The following is a 20,176-nucleotide window of genomic DNA, read 5'->3' on the forward strand; positions in this document are numbered from 1 at the left end:
CCCCCCCCCCCCCCGGGGGGGGGGGGGGGTGGGGGTGGGGCCCGGTCATGCCGCAGACCGCCGCTGCAGGAAGCTTGCATCCAGAAACACCCGCCCACCTTCCGTGCGCGCCGGATAGGTCCGGACCTGCCCGTCGTCCGCGCCCTGCGCCTGGCCGGTCGCAAGGTCGAAGACCCAGGCATGCAGCGGGCAGGTGACTTGCGTGCCGTGGACGATCCCTTCGGACAAAGGCCCGCCCTTGTGCGGGCAGCGGTACTCGATCGCAAAGACCTGGTCGTCGGCGGTGCGGAACACCGCGACGCATCCGACGTCGGTCTTCACCACCCGGGCACCTTGCCGGGGGATGTCGTCCAGGGCGGCGATGTCGATCATCATGGTCATTCGGCGGCCCTCAGGGTCAGATCGGCAACGGGGGCCCAATCGGCTGGGCGCTCTGCCAGTTCGGCCCAGGGATCGGTCTGATAGACCGACTGGCTTTGCATGAAGCGGTCGTGCAGCGCGCGGCGGTTCTCAGGGTCCGCGATCTGGTCCTTGCACCAGTCAAGGCCGACCTTCGCCACCCATTTGTAGATCCGGTGCAGATAGCGCGCGTTTTCGCGGTAAAGCTGGACGAAGGCCGCGATGACCTCCATCGCCTCCTCCTCGGTCGGGACGGTGACCAGAAGCTCGGTCTCCTTCACGTCCATCCCCGCCGCCCCGGCCACGCTGATCTGGTAGCCCGAGTCGACACAGACGACGCCAATATCCTTGCACGTCGCCTCGGCGCAGTTCCTGGGGCAGCCCGACACGCCCAGCTTGACCTTGGCCGGCGTCCATGATCCCCAGAGGAGTTTCTCCAGCTTGATCCCCAGACCTGTGGAATCCTGCGTGCCAAAGCGGCAGAACTCGGACCCGACACAGGTCTTCACCGTGCGCAGACCCTTGGCATAGGCATGGCCGCTGACCATGCCCGCCTGATTGAAATCCGCCCAGATCGCGGGCAGGTCTTCCTTCTTCACCCCCAGAAGGTCGATCCGCTGGCCCCCCGTGACCTTGATCATCGGCACGGCATACCGATCCGCCGCATCGGCAATCGCCCGCAGCTCGGCCGAGGTCGTGACCCCGCCCCACATCCGCGGCACGACGGAATAGGTCCCGTCCTTCTGGATGTTGGCGTGGTTGCGCTCGTTGACGAAGCGGCTTTGCCGGTCATCGACGTAGTCCAGCGGCCAGTCCGAGATCAGATAGTAATTCAGTGCCGGACGGCAGCTTGCGCAGCCCCCCACCGTCTTCCAGCCCAGCTCCTGCATCACCGCCGGAATGGACTTCAGACCCTGCGCCTTGATCAGCCGCCGCACGTCCTCGTGCGTGTGGTCGGTGCATTTGCACATCGGTGGATTGGCGTTGGCGGTGAAGCTGTCGCCCAGCGTCAGCGCCATGACCTTTTCCACCAGCCCCGTGCAGGTGCCACAGGACGCACTCGCCTTGGTCAGGACGCGCACTGCGTCCAGCGTCACCGCGCCCCCGGCCACTGCCGCCGTGATCTTCGATTTGCAGACGCCGTTGCAGCCACAGATCTCCGCCTCAGGCGGCAAGGCTGCAACGGCTGCCAGAGGGTCCGCCTGGGCCCCCCCCTGGAACGCCGGGCCAAAGATCAGCGTCTCGCGCAGGGCGCTGACATCCTCGCCCGACTTGATCTTGTCGAAGAACCACGCCCCGTCGGCAGTATCGCCATACATCACCGCGCCGATCAGACGTTCGCCCTCCAGCACCAGCCGCTTGTAGACCCCCCGGCCCGGATCGCGGAACACGATGTCCTCGCGGCCCGGAGCATCGGCAAAGTCGCCCGCGCTGAACAGGTCCACGCCCGTGACCTTCAGCTTGGTCGCCGTCTGGACCGGCTTGAACGCCGCCTCGACGCCCATCAGCGTCGCCGCCAGCACCTTGGCCTGATCGTACAGCGGGGCCACCAGCCCGAAGAGCTGACCCGCATGCTCGACACACTCCCCCAGCGCATAGATTGCCGGGTCGCTGGTCTGCATCTGATCGTTGACCACCACCCCGCGCCCGATTTCCAGATGCGCGTCCGTCGCAACCCGCACCTCGGGCCGGATGCCCACGGCCATGCACACCAGATCGGCCTCGTAGACCGTGCCATCCTCCAAAAGCACCGCCTCGACCCGATCCGTGCCCAGGATCGCCTTCGTCGCGCCCTTGCAATGGATGCGGATGCCCCGCCGCTCCAGGTCCTTTTGCAGTAGATACCCGGCTGACGGATCCAGCTGACGTTCCATCAGGTGGCCCATCAGGTGGATGACCGTGACCTCCGCCCCCCGCGCCGCCATGCCAGCCGCCGCTTCCAGACCCAAGAGGCCACCACCGACAACCACCGCCTTCGCACCGGGTTTCGACACCGCAATCATCGCGTTGGTGTCTTCCAGATCGCGGTAGGTGCAGACCCCCGGCAATTCCTTGCCAACCACCGGAATGATGAACGGGGCCGACCCGGTCGCGATCACCAGGGCGTCGTAAGGCGTCTCACCGCCCTTCGAGACCACAACCTTCCGCTCGCGGTCGATCTTCGTCACATGTTCGCCAAACCGGCAGTCCACGCCATGCGCCGCATACCAGGCGTCGTCATGCGTCACGATCTCAGCATAGGTCTTTTCGCCCGACAGGACCGGCGACAGCATCAGCCGGTTGTAGTTCCCCCGCGGCTCGCCGTTGAAGAGGGTGACCTTGCCCTGAAACCCCGCCTCGAACAGCTGCTCCAGCATCCGCCCACTGGCCATCCCGGCCCCGATGATGACCAACCGCATCACGCAGCCTCCTTCTTCTTGTGGCCGTGCTCGTATTCCTCCAGAAAGCCCAGAACCTCGGCGCGGTACTGCCAGTAGTCGGGGTGATCCAGCAGCGCCCGGCGGGTGCGGGGGCGGGGGAGTTTCACCTCGGTGATCCTGCCGATGGTCGCCTCGGGTCCATTGGTCATCATCACCACACGGTCGGCCAGCAGGATCGCCTCGTCCACGTCATGCGTGACGCAGATCGCAGTGACTTGGGTGCGCGACCAGACCTCCATCAGCACTTCCTGCAGCTCCCACCGGGTCAGGCTGTCCAGCATCCCGAAGGGTTCATCGAGGAGGAGAAGCTTCGGCGACAGGGCAAAGGCCCGCGCGATGCCGACGCGTTGCTTCATCCCGTTCGACATCTCGGCGGCGGGCTTGTGCATGGCGTCGGCCAGACCCACCCGCTCCAGGTAGTATTCCACCACATCCTGCCGTTCGGCCTGGGTGGCCTTGGGGTAGACCCGGTCCACCCCGATCGCCACGTTCTCGCGCGCGGTCAGCCAGGGGAAAAGGCTGGGCGACTGGAAGACCACCGCGCGTTCCGGGTCGGCCCCTTCGACGTGGACACCGTCCAGCTTGATCGCACCCTTGGAGATGTCGTTCAGCCCTGCCGCCATGGTCAGAACGGTGGACTTGCCACAGCCTGAATGGCCGATCAGCGACACGAACTCGCCCTTCTTGAGCGTCAGGTTGAAGTCCTTGACCACGGTCAGCGGGCCTTTGGGCGTCGCATAGACCTTGTGCAGCTGCGAAAACTGCAAGTAGCGGTCGTCGGTAAAGCTTTTCGCCGCCTCGGCATAAGCGCGCGGCAGGGCGTGGCGCGGGGTGACGGCTGGCAAGAGGCGCGTCCCCTCGACCTTGCCCTTGATGCCGACGTCCATGAGGTAAGCCGTCACGTCGGCCCGCAGTGTCTTGAACGCCGGATCATCGTTCATCTCGCCCCGGTCGCGCGGGCGCGGCAGGTCGACCTGGAAAGCCGCCCCCAAAGTTCCGTCCGGGTTCAGACACAGGATGCGGTCGGCCAGAACCAGCGCCTCGTCGACGTCGTTGGTTATCAGAACGACCGTTCGCTTTTCGGCAGCCCAGATCGCCTCGATCTCGGTCGCCACATTGGCCCGGGTCAGCGCATCCAGCGCCGACAGGGGCTCGTCCATCAGCAACACCTCCGGCTGCATCGCCAAGGCCCTTGCCACCGCGACGCGCTGACGCATCCCGCCCGAGAGTTCGGCCGGACGCCGGTCGGCGGCGTGGCCCAGACCGACCATTCCGACATACTTCGACACCAGCGCCGCGCGGTCGGATTTCGACCCCTTCGACACCGCATCCACCGCCAGCGCGATGTTGCCCGCCACCGTAAGCCAGGGCATCAGCGCATAGGACTGGAACACCAGCCCCCGCTCTGGACCCGGCCCGGTCACGGGCGCACCCCGGAACAGGACTTCGCCCTGATCGGGCAGTTCCAGCCCGGCGAGAAGGTTGATCAGCGTGGTCTTGCCGGTGCCGGAAAACCCCAACACTGCCAGGAACTCGCCCTCTTTGACCGACAGGTCCAGCCGCTTCAGGACCGGTGTCTTGCCATAGCCCTTCGAGACGCCCTTCAGTTCAAGAATACCCATCCCGCTCACCGCTTTCCGCTGAAGGTGAAGGCCTGCTGGAGGGCGAACATCACCCGGTCCAGAAGGAAGCCGATGATCCCGATGGTCAGGACCGCCACCATGATCCGGGCCAGGGACTGCTCTGACCCGTTCTGGAACTCGTCCCAGACGAACTTGCCGAGGCCAGGGTTCTGCGCCAGCATCTCAGCCGCGATCAGAACCATCCAGCCCACGCCCAACGACAGCCGCAGGCCCGTGAAGATCAGCGGCAGCGCCGATGGCAGAACCAGCCGGGTGATCTTGGTCCAGGTCGAAAGCTTCAGCACCCGGCCCACGTTCACCAGGTCCTTGTCGATGCTCGCCACCCCCAGCGCCGTGTTGATCAGCGTCGGCCAGAGCGAACAGAGCGTCACCGTCACCGCCGAGATCACAAAGCTTTTCGACATGCCGCCGTCCCCGACATAGACCGCCGAGACGACCATCGTGACAATGGGCAGCCAGGCCAGGGGCGAGACCGGCTTGAAGATCTGCACCAGAGGGTTGATCGCCGCATTCGCCGTCGCCGACATGCCCGAGACGATCCCCAAGGGCACCGCCACCAGCGTCGCCAGCAGGAAGCCGAAGAACACGGTCTGAATCGATGTGAAGATCTGGTCGTAATAGGTCGGCTTGCCGGTGTAGGTCCGGTCCTTCACCTCGTCCGCCTTGCCCTCGGCCACCAGGGCTGCGTTCTTTTCGGCCTGCGCGGCGTAGAAGGCGACCTCCTTCTGCCGTTCGGCCAGAGCATCGGCGTGCAGGACACCCGCCTGTTCCCAGACCTGCACCGGGCCGGGGATTGCCCCCAGCGAGGTCTGGACCTTTGGCGCGGCCCAGGCCCACAGCGCCAGGAACGCAAGGATCGCCAGCAGCGGCACAATTGCCAGCCGCCAAAGGTCCTTGAGCTGGCCCTTCGGGTTCTCGCCCGCCAGCATCCGCCACAGGGGCGTCAGCCAGGCCAGCCCAAGCACCCTGAACCACGGGTCGCAGCGGGAGATCAGCGTCGAAAGCCGGGCGCTCCGTTCGGCGCGCAGCGGTGCGGGCTCTTCCGGCAAGGCGGCGGGGTCAAGCATGGTCATCCGCGCGGCCCTCAGTTCGTCACTTCGCCGCCGACGACCGTCTGGTCGCCCTTCAGCCCGATCACCAGGCTGTCGATATAGGCGTTCGGAGCCTTGCCTTCGTAGGTCACCCCGTCGATGAAATCCGAGGTCGGCTCACGGTAGCCATCGGCGTCGAAGTCGAACATCTCCGCCGTGGCCTTGCCCTCGGCGATCAGCGCCTCGGCGGCCAGCTTGTAGATGTCGGGCTTGTAGACCGACTTTGCCGTTTCGTCATACCAGGCGTCGGTCTGGGGTTCCGCGATCTGCCCCCAGCGGCGCATCTGGGTCAGGGTCCAGACCGCGTCCGAGTAATAGGGGAAAGTCGCGTTGTAGCGGAAGAAGACGTTGAAGTCGGGCGCGGGCCGCTTGTCGCCGGGCTCGAACTCGAAAGTGCCAGTCATGCTGTTGGCGATGACCGCCGCATCGGCACCGACGTATTCGGACCGCGCCAATATCTCGACCGCTTCGGCGCGGTTGACGTTGTCGCCTTCGTCAAGCCACATCGCCGCGCGGATCAAGGCCTTGGTCAGGGCAAGCGTGGTCTGCGGGTTTTGTTCGACAAACTCAGCCGTCAGGCCGAACACCTTCTCCGGGTTGTTCTTCCAGATGTCGGCGTCGGTGATCACCGGCACACCGATCCCCTTCGCCACCGCCGCCTGGTTCCACGGCTCACCCACCGCGTAGCCAAGGATCGTGCCCGCCTCCAGCGTTGCCGGCATCTGCGGCGGCGGCGTCACGCTGATGAGCACATCGCCGCCGATCTGGCCCGATACGTCATCGGGCGAATAAAGCCCCGGGTTGATTCCGCCTGCTGCCAGCCAGTAGCGCAGTTCGTAATTGTGGGTCGACACCGGGAACACCATGCCCAGATTGAACGGAGTACCCGCATCGGCATAGGCTTCGATCACCGGCTTCAAGGCATCGGCCTTGATCGGATGCACGGGCTTGCCGTCCGCCATTGGGACGTTGGGCTTCATCTCCTCCCACACCGCGTTCGACACGGTGATCGCATTGCCGTTCAGGTCCATCGAGAACGGGGTGACCAGCGCGGCCTTGGTCCCGTAGCCGATCGAAGCCGCGATCGGCTGCCCGGCCAGCATATGCGCGCCGTCAAGTTCGCCCGAGACGACGCCATCCAAGAGCACCTTCCAGTTCGACTGCGCCACCAGCGTCACCGACAGGCCCTCGTCCTCGAAAAAGCCCTTCTCCTTGGCAATCGCCAGCGGGGCCATGTCGGTCAGCTTGATAAAGCCAAGCGTCAGCTCTTCCTTCTCGATGCCCGGGGTCTGGGCATGGGCGGGCAGGCAGAGGGCGGTCGACAACAGAAGCGCGGAAAGACGTGTCATGGCGTGGTTCCTTCTGGCCCGGGACGGGGCGTTGAAATGGAAAAAGCCGCCGGACCCTTCGTCATGAAGACGATGGACCCAAGCGGCATTGCTCGGCTTTCCCGATGTCTGGGATGGCGCGGTTGAGACGTCGTTGCCTCGGCGCTTGGGTTCAGGATGCCACGCTGCAACGCGGCGTCAATCGGCAAGGTGCGCGGCAAGCCCCAAGACAGGAAGAACTTGGCAATGCCGCAGCGCAGCGCCTAAGAATTGATCATCCCACCAGGCCCGGGTCGAAGACTTGGGCATCATAAAACTGGTCGGGCGGCAGAATCAGCTTGCCGCGCGAGGATGCGACCGGGGTTGGCTGCGCCAGCGATCCTTCGACCTTGGCGCTTGCGGCCGGCAGGTCGGCCCCCGCCGGGCCAAGGTGCAGCCGGTAGAGGTCGCTGCGGAAGACCCCTGCCGCAAGGATCTGCGCCTGCATCGGGTTCAACCCATGCCGCCGTGCCAGCCGCGCACCGATCCAGGCCGCCTGACTGCGCCAGGGAAAGCCCGTCGCCGCGCCATCGAACCGCAGGAACCCCGGCACGACACGTTCGGCCCCGTCCAAGTTGATGACCAGACGCCCGGTCAGGCTGCGCTCGATCAGGTCGGCCGGGACGCCAAGCCGGGTGGCCAGAACCTCGCCCGCGACGGTCAGGTTCGCGGGATTTCCAAGCCAGCGCCCGGCCCGCCAAAGCGCCCGGATCAGGCGCCCGGCAAGGTCGGGTTCGGCCTCGGCCCAGCCTGCCCGCGCCGCCAGCACCTTTTCCGGAGCCGCCGCCCAGATCGCGCTGGTCGGCAGCAAGAGGACCCCTGCCCCACGGTCCACGGCGACCGAGCCCCGCGGCTCGCCCACACAGAAGGCGTCGACTTCCCCGGCCGCAAGCGCGTCCGGCATCAGCGGCGGCGGCACGGTCACGATCTGCAGGCTTGCGGGCAGCGTCGGCCCAAGCCCTTCCAGCCAGTACCGCACCAGTTCGGTGTGCATCGAAAAGGCGAAAGGCACCCCGATCCGCAGCCTCTGCCCGGCTGCCGCCAGCAGCGCCACCCCCGCGTCGCGCGCATTGCAAAGCGCGAAATCATGGTCGCGCATCCGTGCCGCCAGGCCCGTGGAGACCCCAATCGCATTGCCGTTCAGGTTCAGGACCGACAGCACATCGAACCGCGCGGGGCTGCCCAGACCCAAGGCAAGGGCCACGGGCACCGGCGCCAGCATCTGCGCCGCCGTGACCTCGCCAAACGCCAGCAGGTCCCGCAAGGCCGACCAGCTTGGCGCGGCCACAAGGTCCAGGGCCAGCCCCTCTTCCTCGGCAAAGCCCAGCGCCTCGGCGATGATCAGCGGCGCCGCATCGACCAGCGGCAGGAAGCCCAGACGCAGCGTCACCGTCATTTCAACAGCTCCGCCGCGGTAACCAAGGCCTGAGCAACCTCGGCCAGCTTCCGGCCCTGATCCATCGCGGCCTTGCGCATCAGCGCATAGGCCTCGTCCTCGCCGATCCCCTTGGCCCGCATCACGATGCCCTTGGCCCGGTCTATCACCTTGCGCTCTTCCAGCGCGCGCCGGGTTTCGGCCAGTTCCACCCGCATCTTCTGCATCAGATGAAAGCGCGCGATGGCGGCGTCGAGGACCGGCTTGATGCGGTTGGCAGACAAGCCGGCGACGACATAGGCCGAGACGCCCGCCTCGATCGCCGCCTGGGTCAGCGCGCCATCACTTTCATCGACGAACATCGCCACGGGGCGCTGCAAGGGGGCGCTTGCCAGCGTGAGTTCCTCGATCGCATCGCGTGACGGGTTGCCGGCGTCGATCAGGACCAGGTCGGGATTGCGCTCGGAAATCCGGCGGGCCAGGCCAAGCTCGTCGGCGATGACCAGGACGTCGTGGTCGCCAGCCTCGCGGAGGCCATCAACGATCATGACGGCCCGGTCACGGTCCTTTTCAACGACGATGATGGACAGTCGCCGGGTCATTGGCGTCGAAGATCATCCGCGTCGTGGCGGTGCAACGGTCGGGTGGCGGATTGACCAGGAATAAGGCGCGTCTGCGCGTTGTTTCAGCAGTCCTGCAAAGTCTGCTTATTTCCTGTTCAGAACATCAAGCGTTTTCGGGGCCATAGCGTCAGTGCGACGGCGGCGACTGCCATCTCGCCGGGTCAAAGGGTCCGGTTGCCCCAGAGATCCTTCAGCCAGTCGGTCAGGACGGGAATGTCGACCGCTTGTGTGGTGTCGACGGTGTGGCAAGGGGCAAGGCCGGTCGGTATCGCGCGTGCGGCAAGGGCGATCAGTTCGGGCACATAGTCCGCGCCGGGGTGGCCCGCGGGGCGCGATGCCAGACGGGCGGTGTACCGGTCGCCCACGGTCTGCGGCGGCGCTTGGCACCAGACCTCGGCCAGATCGGTGACCCCGGCCCGGGCAAGGCCAGCCTGCAGCACATCGAGGGGCTGAAACCCGAACCACGCATCCAGGATGAACGCGCTACCGGCAGGCGCATCGGCGACCAGATCGAAGATCGCGGCATAACTGGCGCGACCCAGCGTGCGGTTGAAAAGCCGGTCTCCCGGCGGAAGCGTGACGAGGAACGGGTTCTTGATCGTGTCCAGCGTCAGGATCGGCCAGCCCGTCGCATCCGACAGGCCGCGCGCGACCGAGGATTTGCCCGAGGCGGGCACGCCGTTGATCAGGACCACGCGCTTGGCGGGCCGGGCGGCGATGGCGGCGCAGGCGGCCCCGATCACTCCAGCGTCGTCACCCAGCGTCGCGGCGACGACCGGGGCGCTGTACCAGACGCCGCGCGCAGGCACGGTGTCCAGCGCGGCGAAGGCCCCTGCCCCGGCTCCACCCCCGATGACCACGCAATCGGGGTTGCAGGTGGCGATCAGGCTGTCGATGGCCGCGCGAAGGGGCGTGGCCCATGCGGCGATCACGGCGCGGGCGGGGGCGTCGCTGCGCGCCAGCAGATCCTCGGCCCGCGTGCCTGCGGGCAGGCCCGCTTCGGCCAGGTGGGTGGCAAAAGCGGTGCCAGAGCTGACCGTCTCGACGCAGCCGATGCGGCCACAGACACAAGGACGCCCGGCCGGATCGACGCAGATATGGCCCAGTTGTCCGGCCGACCCACTGCCGCGCAGCACCCGGCCACCGTCCAGAATGGCGCCGCCGATCCCGGTGCCAATGGTCAGCATCACCACATTCTGCAGGCCTTTCGCGGCGCCATGCGCGGCCTCGCCCAGAAGAGCCATTGTCGCATCGTTCTCGATTGTCACCGGCAGGCCGGTCGCGGCTTCGACCTCGACCGCGAAGTCGAAGGCGGAGAGGTTCACTTATCCGCCCGACAGCACGCGACGGGTATGGGCGTGGACTTGACCCGGTACGCCGATGCCAAGGGCCGTGACGTCGTCGGTCCGGACTTGGGCCACCAGATCCAGAACACGGCCCAGGACCACGTGCGGGTCGGGCGAGCTTGGCGCAGTGGCGCGGGCTTCGATCACACCGTCCCTGATCCGGGCAGCACGCAGACGGGTTCCGCCGATGTCGATCCCGATGGCCGATGCCATGTCTATACCCTGAAGTGCCGCGCGATCACCGCCTGGATCTCGCGCAGGCGGGGAACGGCGATCGTCTCCAGCCGCTCTTTCGTCACCGCGCGGTCCAGGCTGATGCAGTCCTTCCACAAGGACCGCCCGGCAATCACCCCCGACGCGCCATTGGCCATCGAGGTTTCAACCTGCCCCAGGAACGTCGCGTGGTCCACCCCGGCGGACAGCACCGCCCAAGGCACGTCGCCACACATGGCGGTGATGTTGGCGCAGGCCTGCGGCGTTCCCGGGTAAGGGATCTTCAGCACCTTGGACCCCGCATCAAGGCACAGCTTCGACCCGCCCTCGATCAGTGACGGGATCTTGGCGGCGTAGGCTTCCGGCGCTTCGCCAGGCAGCGCATAGGTCAGGAATTCGACGACCAAGAGCAGGTCCTCGGCAGCGAAATCGGCGATCACGTCGCGCAGGGTGGCCATGTTGGCGGTATTGGCGGCAGGGGTGTCCGAGCGCAGATAGATCATGATCTTGGCACCCGTCCCGCCCAGCTCGCGCACGCGGCGGGCGGTGATGCCGGGCACCATGTTGGAAATCCGGTAGCCTTCCGGCGTCAAGTCGAACCCGGACGCATCAAGCCCGATCAGAAGCCCGGTGGACCGGTGCAAGACGCCCTGATCCACCAATCCCGGCACGGCGCAAAGGGGATCGACCAGCACACACCCTGCATGACGCGCCAGGTGGGCGGTGATGTCCATCTTGGTCAGGCCAAGCACGTCGTTGCCGATCTTCGCCTGATCCTCGGGTGTCTTGGCCAGCAGGGTCCGCATCCCCCCGCGCTGATCGCAGGCGATCACCATCATCGCCCCGTCATCCCCGCAGATCTGCTGATACCCGCGGCGTTCGGCGGTGGTCATGGCGGGCATTGTGGTCTCTCCAGAGATTTTTCGGACACGTCGGTCGCCAGGCCCTCTTGCCAGTTGCCTGACGTGACGTATTGCGGGATAAGCGATGTGGGGTGTGTGTAACACCTTGCAGAAAGGAATTGCAACCTGTCAGTTTCCACCACAACTCCGGTCAACCCGGGCGGAGGAACGGTCATCGGCGAAAGCCGGGTGATGCTGCATACCGTCGCAAAGATGCATTACCTTGGCGAGATGAGCCAGGTGCAGATCGCCAAGCAGCTTGGGCTGTCGACGGCCACGATCTCGCGGCTTTTGCAGCGGGCGCGGGCCGAGGGCATCGTGCGGATCGAGGTGCGCGATATCTATGCGCCCGACGAGCTGGGGCTGGAACTGGCGCGCAAGCTGGGGCTGGCCCAGGTCGAGGTGGTGGATGCGCCGGTCAGCGGGGCGCTGGCGGTGCCTCTGTCGCGGATGCTGACGGCGGCGGACCTGCGGGCCGGGGAGGTGTTGATGATCGGCTGGGGGCGGACCGTCTCGGCGGTGATCGAGGCGGGCCTGCCGCCGATGCCGGGGGTGCTGGTGGTGCCCTCGACCGGCGGGATGCAGCAGCATGCCCAGCATTTCCAAAGCAACGAGTTCGCGCGCCGCGCCGCGGAAGTGACGGGCGGGGTGCCGCATTTCATCCACGCCCCCTATCTGCCGGACCCCGAAGCGCTGGCCTTCTTCCTTGCCGATTCCTCGGTTCAAGACTCAGTCGGGCTGTGGGACAGGATCGACGCCGCCGTCGTGGGCATCGGCCAGCCCTACGGGTTGGAGCGGGCCGTCAGCGGCGGGGCGGCCCCGGTCGAACCAGCCCTGGCCAACGCCGCAGGGGACGTGGTCCGGCACTATTTCACCCGTGACGGGCAGGTGCTGGACTGGCGCGGCGAAGGCCAGATGATCGCGGTTTCAGCGCAGCAGTTGCGGGCGACGCCGCTGGTGATCGGCCTTGCGGTGGGAGAGGCCAAGCTCACCTCGATCCTGGGCGCGGCCCGGTCGCGGCTGATCACCGCACTGATCACCGACACGCGCACGGCAGAGGCGTTGCTCGAGTCCCTGGTCCACGGCGCCTGACCGCCAAAAGGCCCAAGAAAATAGTTGCAGCAAAAAATTGCTCTTGACGCAGCGGCAGACGCGGCGTGTTATCGGTATGGCTGAAAGCGCCCGCGAGGGGCGAGCCAGCGATCCGGGGCGCCCCTTGATGGGTCTGTCCTCCGGGCATTCAGGGAGGAATGAAAATGGACCGTCGTAAGTTTTTGGGCGCTGCTTCTGCATTGCCACTGACCGTCGCCGCAGCCTCAGTGGCCAAGGCGCAGGACAAGAAATTCACCATCGCGCTTATCCCGGGTCTGACCACGGACGCGTTCTACATTACCATGAACAAGGGCGCGCAGGCCGCAGCCGACGCTCTGGGCGTCGAGCTGGTGTTCCAGGGCGCACCGGACTTCAACCCGGTCACCCAGGTGCCGGTGCTGGACGCCGTCATCGCCCGTGCGCCAAGCGCGATCCTGATCGCTCCGACCGACACCACCCAGCTGATCGAGCCGCTGCGCAAGGCGCATGATGCCGGAATCCCGGTGATCACCGTCGACACGTTCATCGGCACCGGCATGTACCAGACCGGCGCGGGCGATGCCGATTTCCCGCTGGCCTACATCGCCTCGGACAACATCCTGGGCGGCAAGATGGCGGCGCGCGCCCTTGCGGCAGCCATCGGCGGCGCAGGCAAGGTCTATGTCTCGAACGTCAAGCCGGGCATTTCCACTACCGACCAGCGCGAGGCAGGCTTCAAGACCGCGATGGCCGAGGAGTTCCCGAACGTTGTCGTGCTGGAAACCCAGTTCAACGACAACGACGCCAACAAGGCCGCATCGCAGCTTCAGGGCGTCTTTGCCCGCGAGGCTGATCTGAAGGGCGTGTTCGGCGCAAACCTCTTCTCGGCCCTGGGCGCGGGCAACGGCGTGCAGCAGGCCGGGCAGACCGGCAACATCAAGGTCGTGGCCTTCGACGCGCCCGGCTCGATCGTGGACAACATCAAGACCGGCCTTGTCGACGTGGCCATCGCGCAGCACCCCGCCGAGATCGGCTATTTCGGCCTCGTGTCCGCCTTTGCCCATCTGACCGGCAACTCGATCCCGGTCAGCATCGGGACCGGCTTCACGATCATGGACGCCTCGAACATCGACGACCCCGAAGTTGCCAAGTACATCTATTCCGAGTGATCGGGGTTTGACGCAGCCCGTCTGACCGGCTGCTTGCAATGACTGGCGGCTCCCCCACGGGGGGCCGTCGGTTCCTGCGCGGAAGCTGCGGCTCCGCAAGACGCTTCAGGACAGGACAATAGACCTGATGACCTCATCTCCCCTCCACGTCGCACCGCAGGCCGACCACGCCGACAAGGCGCGCACCTTTCTGCAACGGGTTGCCGATCTGCGGGCCTGGCTGTTCCTGGCCTTCCTGATCCTTGGCTTCGAGGTGTGGTCGCGCGTCTCGTTCGGGGGGACGTTCCTGTTCAACCCGTTCAACATCCAGTCCATCGCCATCTTCGCGGTGGCCCCCCTGCTGCTTGCTACGGGGCAGACCTTCGTCATCATCTCGGGCGGGATCGACCTGTCGATGGGCTTCATCATGGGGCTGGCGGCGGTGGTCGCGGCGCATGTGATCAACTGGGCTTCACCCACCACGGGGCTGGGGATGGCGGTCCTGTTCGGCACACTGGTGGCCGTGCTGGTCGCGGCGATACCCGGGCTGGTCAACGGGGCGCTGGTGGCCTTCCTGAAGGTCCCCCCCTTCATCGGCACGCTGGGCATGTTCGGCGTCGCCCGCGGGGTCGCGTTCCTTCTGGCGGGCGGGACCACGGTTCCGGTGAAGAACGAGGTCTTCGCCGCCCTTGGCAACGGCCGGTTCCACGGTGTGCCCTATATCGTCATCGTGACGGCGATCTTTGTGCTGATCATGCACTACATTCTCAGCCATACGAAATTCGGCCAGCACAACTATGCCATCGGTGCCAACGCCCAGGCCGCGCGGCGGGCGGGCATCAACATCAAGTGGCACCTGCTGCGGCTTTACATCCTGTCGGGCATGTGCGCGGGACTTGCTGGCGTCCTTTACGCCGCCCGCTTCACCGCCGGAGCGGCGCAGGCGGGCGAGCCGCTCCTCCTCGACTCGGTCGCCGCCGTGGTCATCGGCGGGGCCAGCCTCTTTGGCGGATCGGGGACCATTCTGGGCACCGTCGCGGGCGCACTTGTGATTGCGGTCATCCAGTATGGCCTGGTCTTCATCAACGTGGCCCCGTTCTGGCAGTTCATCAGCGTGGGCGTGGTCATCATCATCTCGGTCCTGATCGACCAGGCGCAACGACGGTTCAGCGGAGGGCGGCAGAGTGAATGACATGAGCCCGGCTGAAACGCTCCTTGAGGTTCGCCACCTGTCGAAGAACTTCGGCCCGGTCCAGGCCCTGAGCGATCTGTCGATGAAGGTTCACGCGGGCGAAGTCGTGGCGCTTGCGGGCGACAACGGCGCGGGCAAGACCACGCTGATCAAGGCGATCTCGGGGGTCTATGCGCCCTCGGGCGGGGAGATTTTCCTGAAGGGCAAGCCGGTCAGCTTTGCCTCGCCGCAAGAGGCGCGGGATCAGGGGATCGAGACGATCTACCAGGACCTGGCACTCGCCGACAACCTGACCATCGGGGCCAACATCTTCCTTGGGCGTGAGCCGATGCGGAGGGCTTTCGGCTTCCTGCCGGTGCTGGATCGGGCGAAGATGGCCGAGGCGGCGAAGTCCACGATGGCGCTTTTGGATTTTCATGTGTCCCGCCTTGATGCGCCCGTGTCCAACTTCTCGGGCGGGCAGCGGCAGGCAGTGGCGATCGGGCGGGCGGTCTACTGGAACGCGCAGATCCTGATCATGGACGAACCCACGGCGGCGCTTGGCGTGCCCGAACAGCGCAAGGTCATCCAGCTGATCCACCAGCTGAAGGCGCAGGGGCGCGGGGTGATCTTCATCAGCCACAACCTGCAGGACATCTTTGCCGTCGCCGACCGGATCGTCGTCCTGCGGCGCGGTGTGCAGGCGGGCGAGCGGCGGATCGCGGACACCACGCATGACGAGGTCGTCAAGCTGATGGTTGGCGGCTAAGCCATGTCCGGCGTCTGCATCGGCAGTGTCGGTGAGCTGCTGGTCGAGTTTGTCTGCACCGAAAAGGACCACCGCCACCTGCGCGCGGCCCCTTATGTCGGCCCGTTCCCCAGCGGCGCGCCCGGGATTTTCATAGACCAGGCGGCGAGGATTGCTGGCGGTCTTGGCGGGCGGGCGGTCTTTGCCGGGGCGGTGGGGGACGATGCCTTCGGCACGGTCCTTTTGCAGCGACTCAAGGCTGACGGGGTGGATACCGGGTTGATCCGGGTCATCCCCGGCGTGCCGACCGGAACCGCGCATGTCAGCTACAACAGCGACAGCAGCCGGGACTTCGTCTTCAACATGGAGCACTCCGCGGCGGCGCATCTGCCCTCGGGCGACGCGATCGAGGCGGGCTTTCTGGCGGCGGGGATCACGGTTCTGCACATCTCCGGGTCCATGCTGGGCGGGGCGGCGATGCGCGCAGCGGCGGTTGACGCCTGCGAACGCCTGCATGCGCGGGGCGTCGCGATTTCCATCGACCCGAACATCCGGACCGAGCTGATGACCGACCGGGGCTATCTGGACGCGGTGACCCGGATCATGGCGATGGCGGCCTATGTCCTGCCCTCGGACGCCGATGCCGACCTTCTGTTTCCGGGTCAGACGTTCGACAACTGGTCCGCCCGGCTTCTGGCCCAAGGCGCGCGGGCCGTTGTCTTGAAACGCGGCGATCAGGGCTGTATCGGGCGCGATGCCAGCGGAACCTTGGCCCTGCCCGCCCATCCCGTCACCGTGGTCGACCCAACCGGCGCGGGCGACTGCTTCTGCGCGACCTTCGTCACCCTTCTGGCCGCTGGTCAGCCCTTGGCCCAGGCGCTGGCCCAGGCCAATGCGGCCGGGGCGCTGGCCGTGGGCAGGCTTGGGCCGATGGAAGGAAACTCCACCTTGGCCGAGATTGCCGCCGTTCTGAACCCTGAAGGAGCCTGAGATGCCCACCAAAGACCAAAGACTTCTGCGTGTGGGTGTCCTTGGCTGCGGCCCCATCGCCCAGGCCGCGCATTTCGAATCCTGCACCAAGGCCCGGAACGCCGAGCTTTACGCGATCTGCGATGTCGCCGATGACCTGCGCGACCGGATGGCCGCCACGCATGCGCCCACCCGCACCTACGCCGACTATGACGCGATGCTGGCGGACCCAGACCTTGAGGCCGTGGTCATCGCTACCTCCGACCCGTTCCACGTTCCCGCCGCCTTGCGGGCGTTGCAGGCGGGCAAGCATGTCCTTTGCGAAAAGCCTTTGGCCACCGGGATCGAAGAGGCCGAGTCGCTGCGCGCGGCGGTGAAGGCCAGCGGCAAGGTCCTGCAGGTCGGCCATATGAAACGGTTCGACGCGGGGCTGCAGGCCGCAAAGAGCTTCATCGACGGGCCGATGGGCCAGATGGTGGCGCTCAAGACCTGGTACTGCGACAACACCCACCGCTACGCCATGACCGACGCGGTGCAGCCCCTGATCGTGACGTCAAAGAACGCCCGGAAGCCGTCCGAAAACCCCAAGGCCGACCTTGACCGTTACTACATGCTGGCGCATGGCAGCCACCTCGTCGACACCGCACGCTTCTTTGCGGGGGAGATCACCGCCGTCGACGCCCGCCTCCTGAACCGCGCAGGCATCCGCTGCTGGTTCGTTGATGTCGAGTTTGCCGGGGGCACGCTTGGCCATCTGGACCTGACCGTCGCCGTGCGGATGGACTGGCACGAGGGCTTCCAGATCTATGGCGAGCAGGGCTCGATCCTGGGCAAGACCTACAACCCCTGGTATTACAAGTCATCCGAAGTCGACATCTTCCACGAAGCCGACGGCTCCACCCACCGCGTCCTCGGGGCCGACGGGCATTTCTACCGCCGCCAGCTGGAGGGCTTTGCCGACACCGTCCTGACCGGCGCGCCGCAGTATGGTGCTGATCTGGAGGACGGCATCGCCTCGGTCCGTGCGATGGTGGCGATTGCGCAGTCGGCCCGCAGCGGGAAACCGGTCAAGCTTGCCGACGTGTCGGGCGCGCTATGAGACTGGGGATCTTCGCCAAGACCTTTGCCGGGACCGACCCGCTGACGGTGCTGCAGGCCGCACGCGCGGCGGGTTATAGGACCGTGCAATACAACATGGCCTGCTCCGGCCTGCCCGCGATGCCCGATGCGCTGACCCAGGACCAGGCCGCCGCAGTGGCGCAGGCCAGCGCGACCTCGGGCCTGGCGATTGCCGCCGTCTCCGGCACCTACAACATGATCCATCCCGACCCCGCCGTCCGCTCCACCGGGTTGCGGCGGCTGGGGGTGCTGATCGACCACGCCGCCGCTATGGGCACCGGGATGGTCACCCTTTGCACCGGCACCCGCGATGCCCAGGACCAGTGGCAGCACCATCCCGACAACGCCTCGCCCGAGGCCTGGCGCGATCTCTTGGACGAGATGAGCAAGGCCTGCGCCCTGGCCGAACCGAAGGGCATCAAGCTGGGGATCGAACCCGAGCTTGCCAACGTGATCGACGGCGCGACAAAGGCCCGCCGCCTGATCGACAGCCTGCTAAGCCCCGCGCTGGCCATCGTGCTGGACCCCGCGAACCTGTTCGAGGTGGCCCCCTTGGCCGAACAACGCGACATCCTCTCGCACGCGGTCGATCTGCTGGCCGACCGTATCACGATGGCCCATGCCAAGGACCGCGACCCGGCGGGGGGCTTTGTGGCGGCGGGAACGGGAGTCGTCGACTTCCCGCATTTTCTGAACCGCCTGCGGTCTGCAGGGTTCGATGGCGATCTGGTCACCCACGGCCTTACCGCCGAGCAAGCCCCCGGCGTCGCCGCCTTCCTGGCCCGGCTATGACGCAGACCGGCTGGCTTCAACGCACAGGCCTCCGCCTTGCCATCCACGCCGCAGGCAGCGACGGCCCGGCGCTGGTGTTCCAGCATGGATTATGCGGCGATGCGCGGCAGGTGGCCGAGGCGATGGCGGGCGCGGCCCCGCAACGCTGGGCTTGTGTCGAATGTCCGGGTCACGGGGCGTCGGAGATGGACCCAAACCCCTCCATCGCCAGCTTTGCGGGTCACGTCGCCGCCCTGGCCGAAACCCTTGGTGGTCCCGTCGTGCTCGGCGGCATCTCGATGGGCGCTGCCATCGCCACACGCCTTGCCGTCACGCGCCCCGACCTTGTCCGCGCGCTGGTGCTGGTGCGCCCCGCCTGGGTCACTGACGCCGCCCCGCCCAACATGGCACCGAACGCCGAGGTCGGCGATCTGCTGGCCCGCCTCCCCACCGACAAGGCGCAGGCGGTCTTTGCCGACAGTGCCACAGCCCGGCGCCTCGCGACGGAGGCCCCGGACAACCTTGCCTCGCTGAAAGGCTTTTTCACCCGCGCGCCGCAAGACCAGACCGCGCGCCTTCTGGCCGCCATTTCCGCCGACGGCCCGGGCATCTCACCCGCTGACCTGAACGCCCTGTCAATCCCGACCCTCATCTGCGCGACCGCCGAAGACGCCATCCACCCCCTCGCCCATGCCGAAGCCCTGGCCCGCCTGATCCCGCAGGCCCGCCTGATCCACCTGCCGCCCAAGGGCCGCGACAAGCCCGCGCACCTCGCAGCCCTTGCCACGGCCATGCACCAATTCCTGAAGGAGATCTGACATGCCCCGCCCCGCCGCCGACTGGCTGACCGCCCTGCCGCGCAACCGGCTGCTGGCGGAATATTCAATGTGGTCCGCCGACCTGATCCGCCTTGCCGACGATCTAACCCGCATCACACCCCATGCCGATATCCTGCACATCGACGTGGCCGACGGCTACTTCGCCCCGGCCTTCCTGTTCTTCCCCGACCTCGTCGCCCGGATGCGAGACATCACCGCACTGCCGATCCATGTGCATCTCATGGTCTCGGATGCAGTCCTTCTGTCCCAGATCGACCAGTTCGCCGAGGCCGGGGCCGACCTGATCAGCCTGCATGTCGAAAACGCCAACGCAGCCCAAGGCCTGGACCGGATCGCGGAGCATGGTCTGAAAGCCGGAATGGTCCTGCGGGTGGAAACCCCGGTGGCCGAAGCAGCGCCCTGGCTTGACCGACTGGACATGCTGACCCTTCTTGGCACGGCGATCGGGGTGAAGGGCCAGGGCCTGAATCCCGCCGCCACAAGCCGCCTGCAAGAGGCGGCGCGTCTGATTGCTGCAACCGGGCGACGGATCGTCCTGGCTGCGGACGGCGGTATTCGCGACACCACGGTTCCACTGCTGCGTGCGGCGGGGGCCGAGACCGTCGTGATGGGATCGCTGGCCTTCGGGGCCCCAGATCTGGCCAAGCGGATGGCCTGGCTGCATGGCCTGTAACCACCCTTCCTAGGGTCAGGACTCGTTATCCGGTCATAGCCAGAATATGACGGTTGCGGCGAGGGCTACGGCGGAGAGGAAGACGTTCGGGCACCTGTCGTAGCGGGTTGCGACGCGTCGCCAATCCTTCAGCCGTCCGAACATGATCTCAATCCTGTTGCGGCGTTTGTAGCGGCGCTTGTCGTGCTTGATAGGCTTGCCGCGCGACTTCCGGCCCGGGATGCAGGGCCGTATCCCCTTGTCTTTCAACGCGTCTCTGAACCAGTCAGCATCATATCCCCGGTCTGC

At 66.5% G+C, this 20,176-nt stretch carries 20 protein-coding genes; 9 read left to right on the forward strand and 11 right to left on the reverse strand.

All coding sequences use genetic code 11. The annotated features are described in order from the left end of the window. Positions 1-45: 45 nt before the first annotated feature. The 10 genes from nirD to U1E69_RS06165 form a co-directional block, all read right to left on the reverse strand. Positions 46-381, reverse strand: a complete 336-nt coding sequence (nirD, locus tag U1E69_RS06120; protein WP_322243465.1) for a nitrite reductase small subunit NirD — start codon at positions 379-381, stop codon at positions 46-48. After that, positions 378-2,798, reverse strand: coding sequence for a nitrite reductase large subunit NirB (gene nirB / locus U1E69_RS06125; protein WP_322243466.1), 2,421 nt, complete (start codon positions 2,796-2,798; stop codon positions 378-380). Before nirB ends, nirD begins: the two co-directional genes overlap by 4 nt. Beyond that, a complete protein-coding gene (locus U1E69_RS06130) occupies positions 2,798-4,441 on the reverse strand; it encodes a nitrate ABC transporter ATP-binding protein (protein WP_322243467.1) in 1,644 nt (547 codons plus the stop codon). The genes nirB and U1E69_RS06130 overlap by 1 nt, the downstream gene beginning before the upstream one ends. A 5-nt stretch (positions 4,442-4,446) precedes the next feature. After that, positions 4,447-5,535 (reverse strand): ABC transporter permease, encoded by a 1,089-nt coding sequence (locus U1E69_RS06135; RefSeq protein ID WP_322243468.1) that lies wholly within the window; start codon positions 5,533-5,535, stop codon positions 4,447-4,449. 11 nt (positions 5,536-5,546) lie between these two features. After that, positions 5,547-6,902, reverse strand: a complete 1,356-nt coding sequence (locus U1E69_RS06140; protein ID WP_322243469.1) for a CmpA/NrtA family ABC transporter substrate-binding protein — start codon at positions 6,900-6,902, stop codon at positions 5,547-5,549. 253 nt (positions 6,903-7,155) lie between these two features. Beyond that, positions 7,156-8,316: an ABC transporter substrate-binding protein gene (locus tag U1E69_RS06145; RefSeq protein WP_322243470.1), complete on the reverse strand. Its 1,161-nt coding sequence runs from the start codon at positions 8,314-8,316 to the stop codon at positions 7,156-7,158. Continuing rightward, positions 8,313-8,897, reverse strand: coding sequence for an ANTAR domain-containing response regulator (locus tag U1E69_RS06150; protein ID WP_322243471.1), 585 nt, complete (start codon positions 8,895-8,897; stop codon positions 8,313-8,315). The genes U1E69_RS06145 and U1E69_RS06150 overlap by 4 nt, the downstream gene beginning before the upstream one ends. Positions 8,898-9,079: 182 nt before the next feature. Continuing rightward, positions 9,080-10,243 (reverse strand): ROK family protein, encoded by a 1,164-nt coding sequence (locus U1E69_RS06155; RefSeq protein WP_322243472.1) that lies wholly within the window; start codon positions 10,241-10,243, stop codon positions 9,080-9,082. Beyond that, complete coding sequence (locus U1E69_RS06160) at positions 10,244-10,477, reverse strand: hypothetical protein (protein ID WP_322243473.1); 234 nt, start codon at positions 10,475-10,477, stop codon at positions 10,244-10,246. It lies immediately after the preceding gene. 2 nt (positions 10,478-10,479) lie between these two features. Continuing rightward, a complete protein-coding gene (locus U1E69_RS06165; protein ID WP_322243474.1) occupies positions 10,480-11,379 on the reverse strand; it encodes a tagatose-bisphosphate aldolase in 900 nt (299 codons plus the stop codon). A gap of 192 nt (positions 11,380-11,571) precedes the next feature. Here U1E69_RS06165 and U1E69_RS06170 point away from each other — a divergent pair, with 192 nt between their 5' ends. The 9 genes from U1E69_RS06170 (at position 11,572) to U1E69_RS06210 (ending at position 19,888) form a co-directional block, all read left to right on the forward strand. Beyond that, on the forward strand, positions 11,572-12,471 hold the full coding sequence (locus U1E69_RS06170) for a sugar-binding transcriptional regulator (protein ID WP_322243475.1): 900 nt from the start codon (positions 11,572-11,574) through the stop codon (positions 12,469-12,471). 200 nt (positions 12,472-12,671) lie between these two features. Next, positions 12,672-13,619, forward strand: coding sequence for an ABC transporter substrate-binding protein (locus U1E69_RS06175; protein ID WP_322243476.1), 948 nt, complete (start codon positions 12,672-12,674; stop codon positions 13,617-13,619). Between the two features lie 127 nt (positions 13,620-13,746). Beyond that, positions 13,747-14,790 carry an ABC transporter permease subunit gene (locus U1E69_RS06180; protein ID WP_322243477.1) on the forward strand — a complete coding sequence of 348 codons (1,044 nt, stop codon included), beginning with the start codon at positions 13,747-13,749 and terminating at the stop codon, positions 14,788-14,790. Position 14,791: 1 nt separating this feature from the next. Then, complete coding sequence (locus U1E69_RS06185; RefSeq protein WP_322243478.1) at positions 14,792-15,538, forward strand: ATP-binding cassette domain-containing protein; 747 nt, start codon at positions 14,792-14,794, stop codon at positions 15,536-15,538. Between the two features lie 3 nt (positions 15,539-15,541). Beyond that, positions 15,542-16,507 carry a sugar kinase gene (locus U1E69_RS06190; RefSeq protein ID WP_322243479.1) on the forward strand — a complete coding sequence of 322 codons (966 nt, stop codon included), beginning with the start codon at positions 15,542-15,544 and terminating at the stop codon, positions 16,505-16,507. 1 nt (position 16,508) lies between these two features. Beyond that, positions 16,509-17,585 carry a Gfo/Idh/MocA family oxidoreductase gene (locus tag U1E69_RS06195; RefSeq protein WP_322243480.1) on the forward strand — a complete coding sequence of 359 codons (1,077 nt, stop codon included), beginning with the start codon at positions 16,509-16,511 and terminating at the stop codon, positions 17,583-17,585. Next, positions 17,582-18,397, forward strand: a complete 816-nt coding sequence (locus U1E69_RS06200) for a sugar phosphate isomerase/epimerase (protein ID WP_322243481.1) — start codon at positions 17,582-17,584, stop codon at positions 18,395-18,397. Before U1E69_RS06195 ends, U1E69_RS06200 begins: the two co-directional genes overlap by 4 nt. Continuing rightward, entirely contained in the window at positions 18,394-19,194 is an 801-nt protein-coding gene (locus tag U1E69_RS06205; RefSeq protein ID WP_322243482.1) for an alpha/beta hydrolase, read from the forward strand. Before U1E69_RS06200 ends, U1E69_RS06205 begins: the two co-directional genes overlap by 4 nt. A gap of 1 nt (position 19,195) precedes the next feature. After that, the gene (locus tag U1E69_RS06210) at positions 19,196-19,888 is read left to right on the forward strand and encodes a ribulose-phosphate 3-epimerase (RefSeq protein ID WP_322243483.1); all 693 of its coding nucleotides are present in this window, start codon (positions 19,196-19,198) and stop codon (positions 19,886-19,888) included. Positions 19,889-19,921: 33 nt separating this feature from the next. Here the strand turns inward: U1E69_RS06210 and U1E69_RS06215 are convergent. Further along, positions 19,922-20,176: transposase (locus tag U1E69_RS06215; RefSeq protein WP_322243484.1), on the reverse strand; the 255-nt coding region annotated here is incomplete at its 5' end.

The sequence above is a fragment of the Tabrizicola sp. genome (genome assembly GCF_034366665.1).
Lineage (GTDB): Bacteria > Pseudomonadota > Alphaproteobacteria > Rhodobacterales > Rhodobacteraceae > Tabrizicola.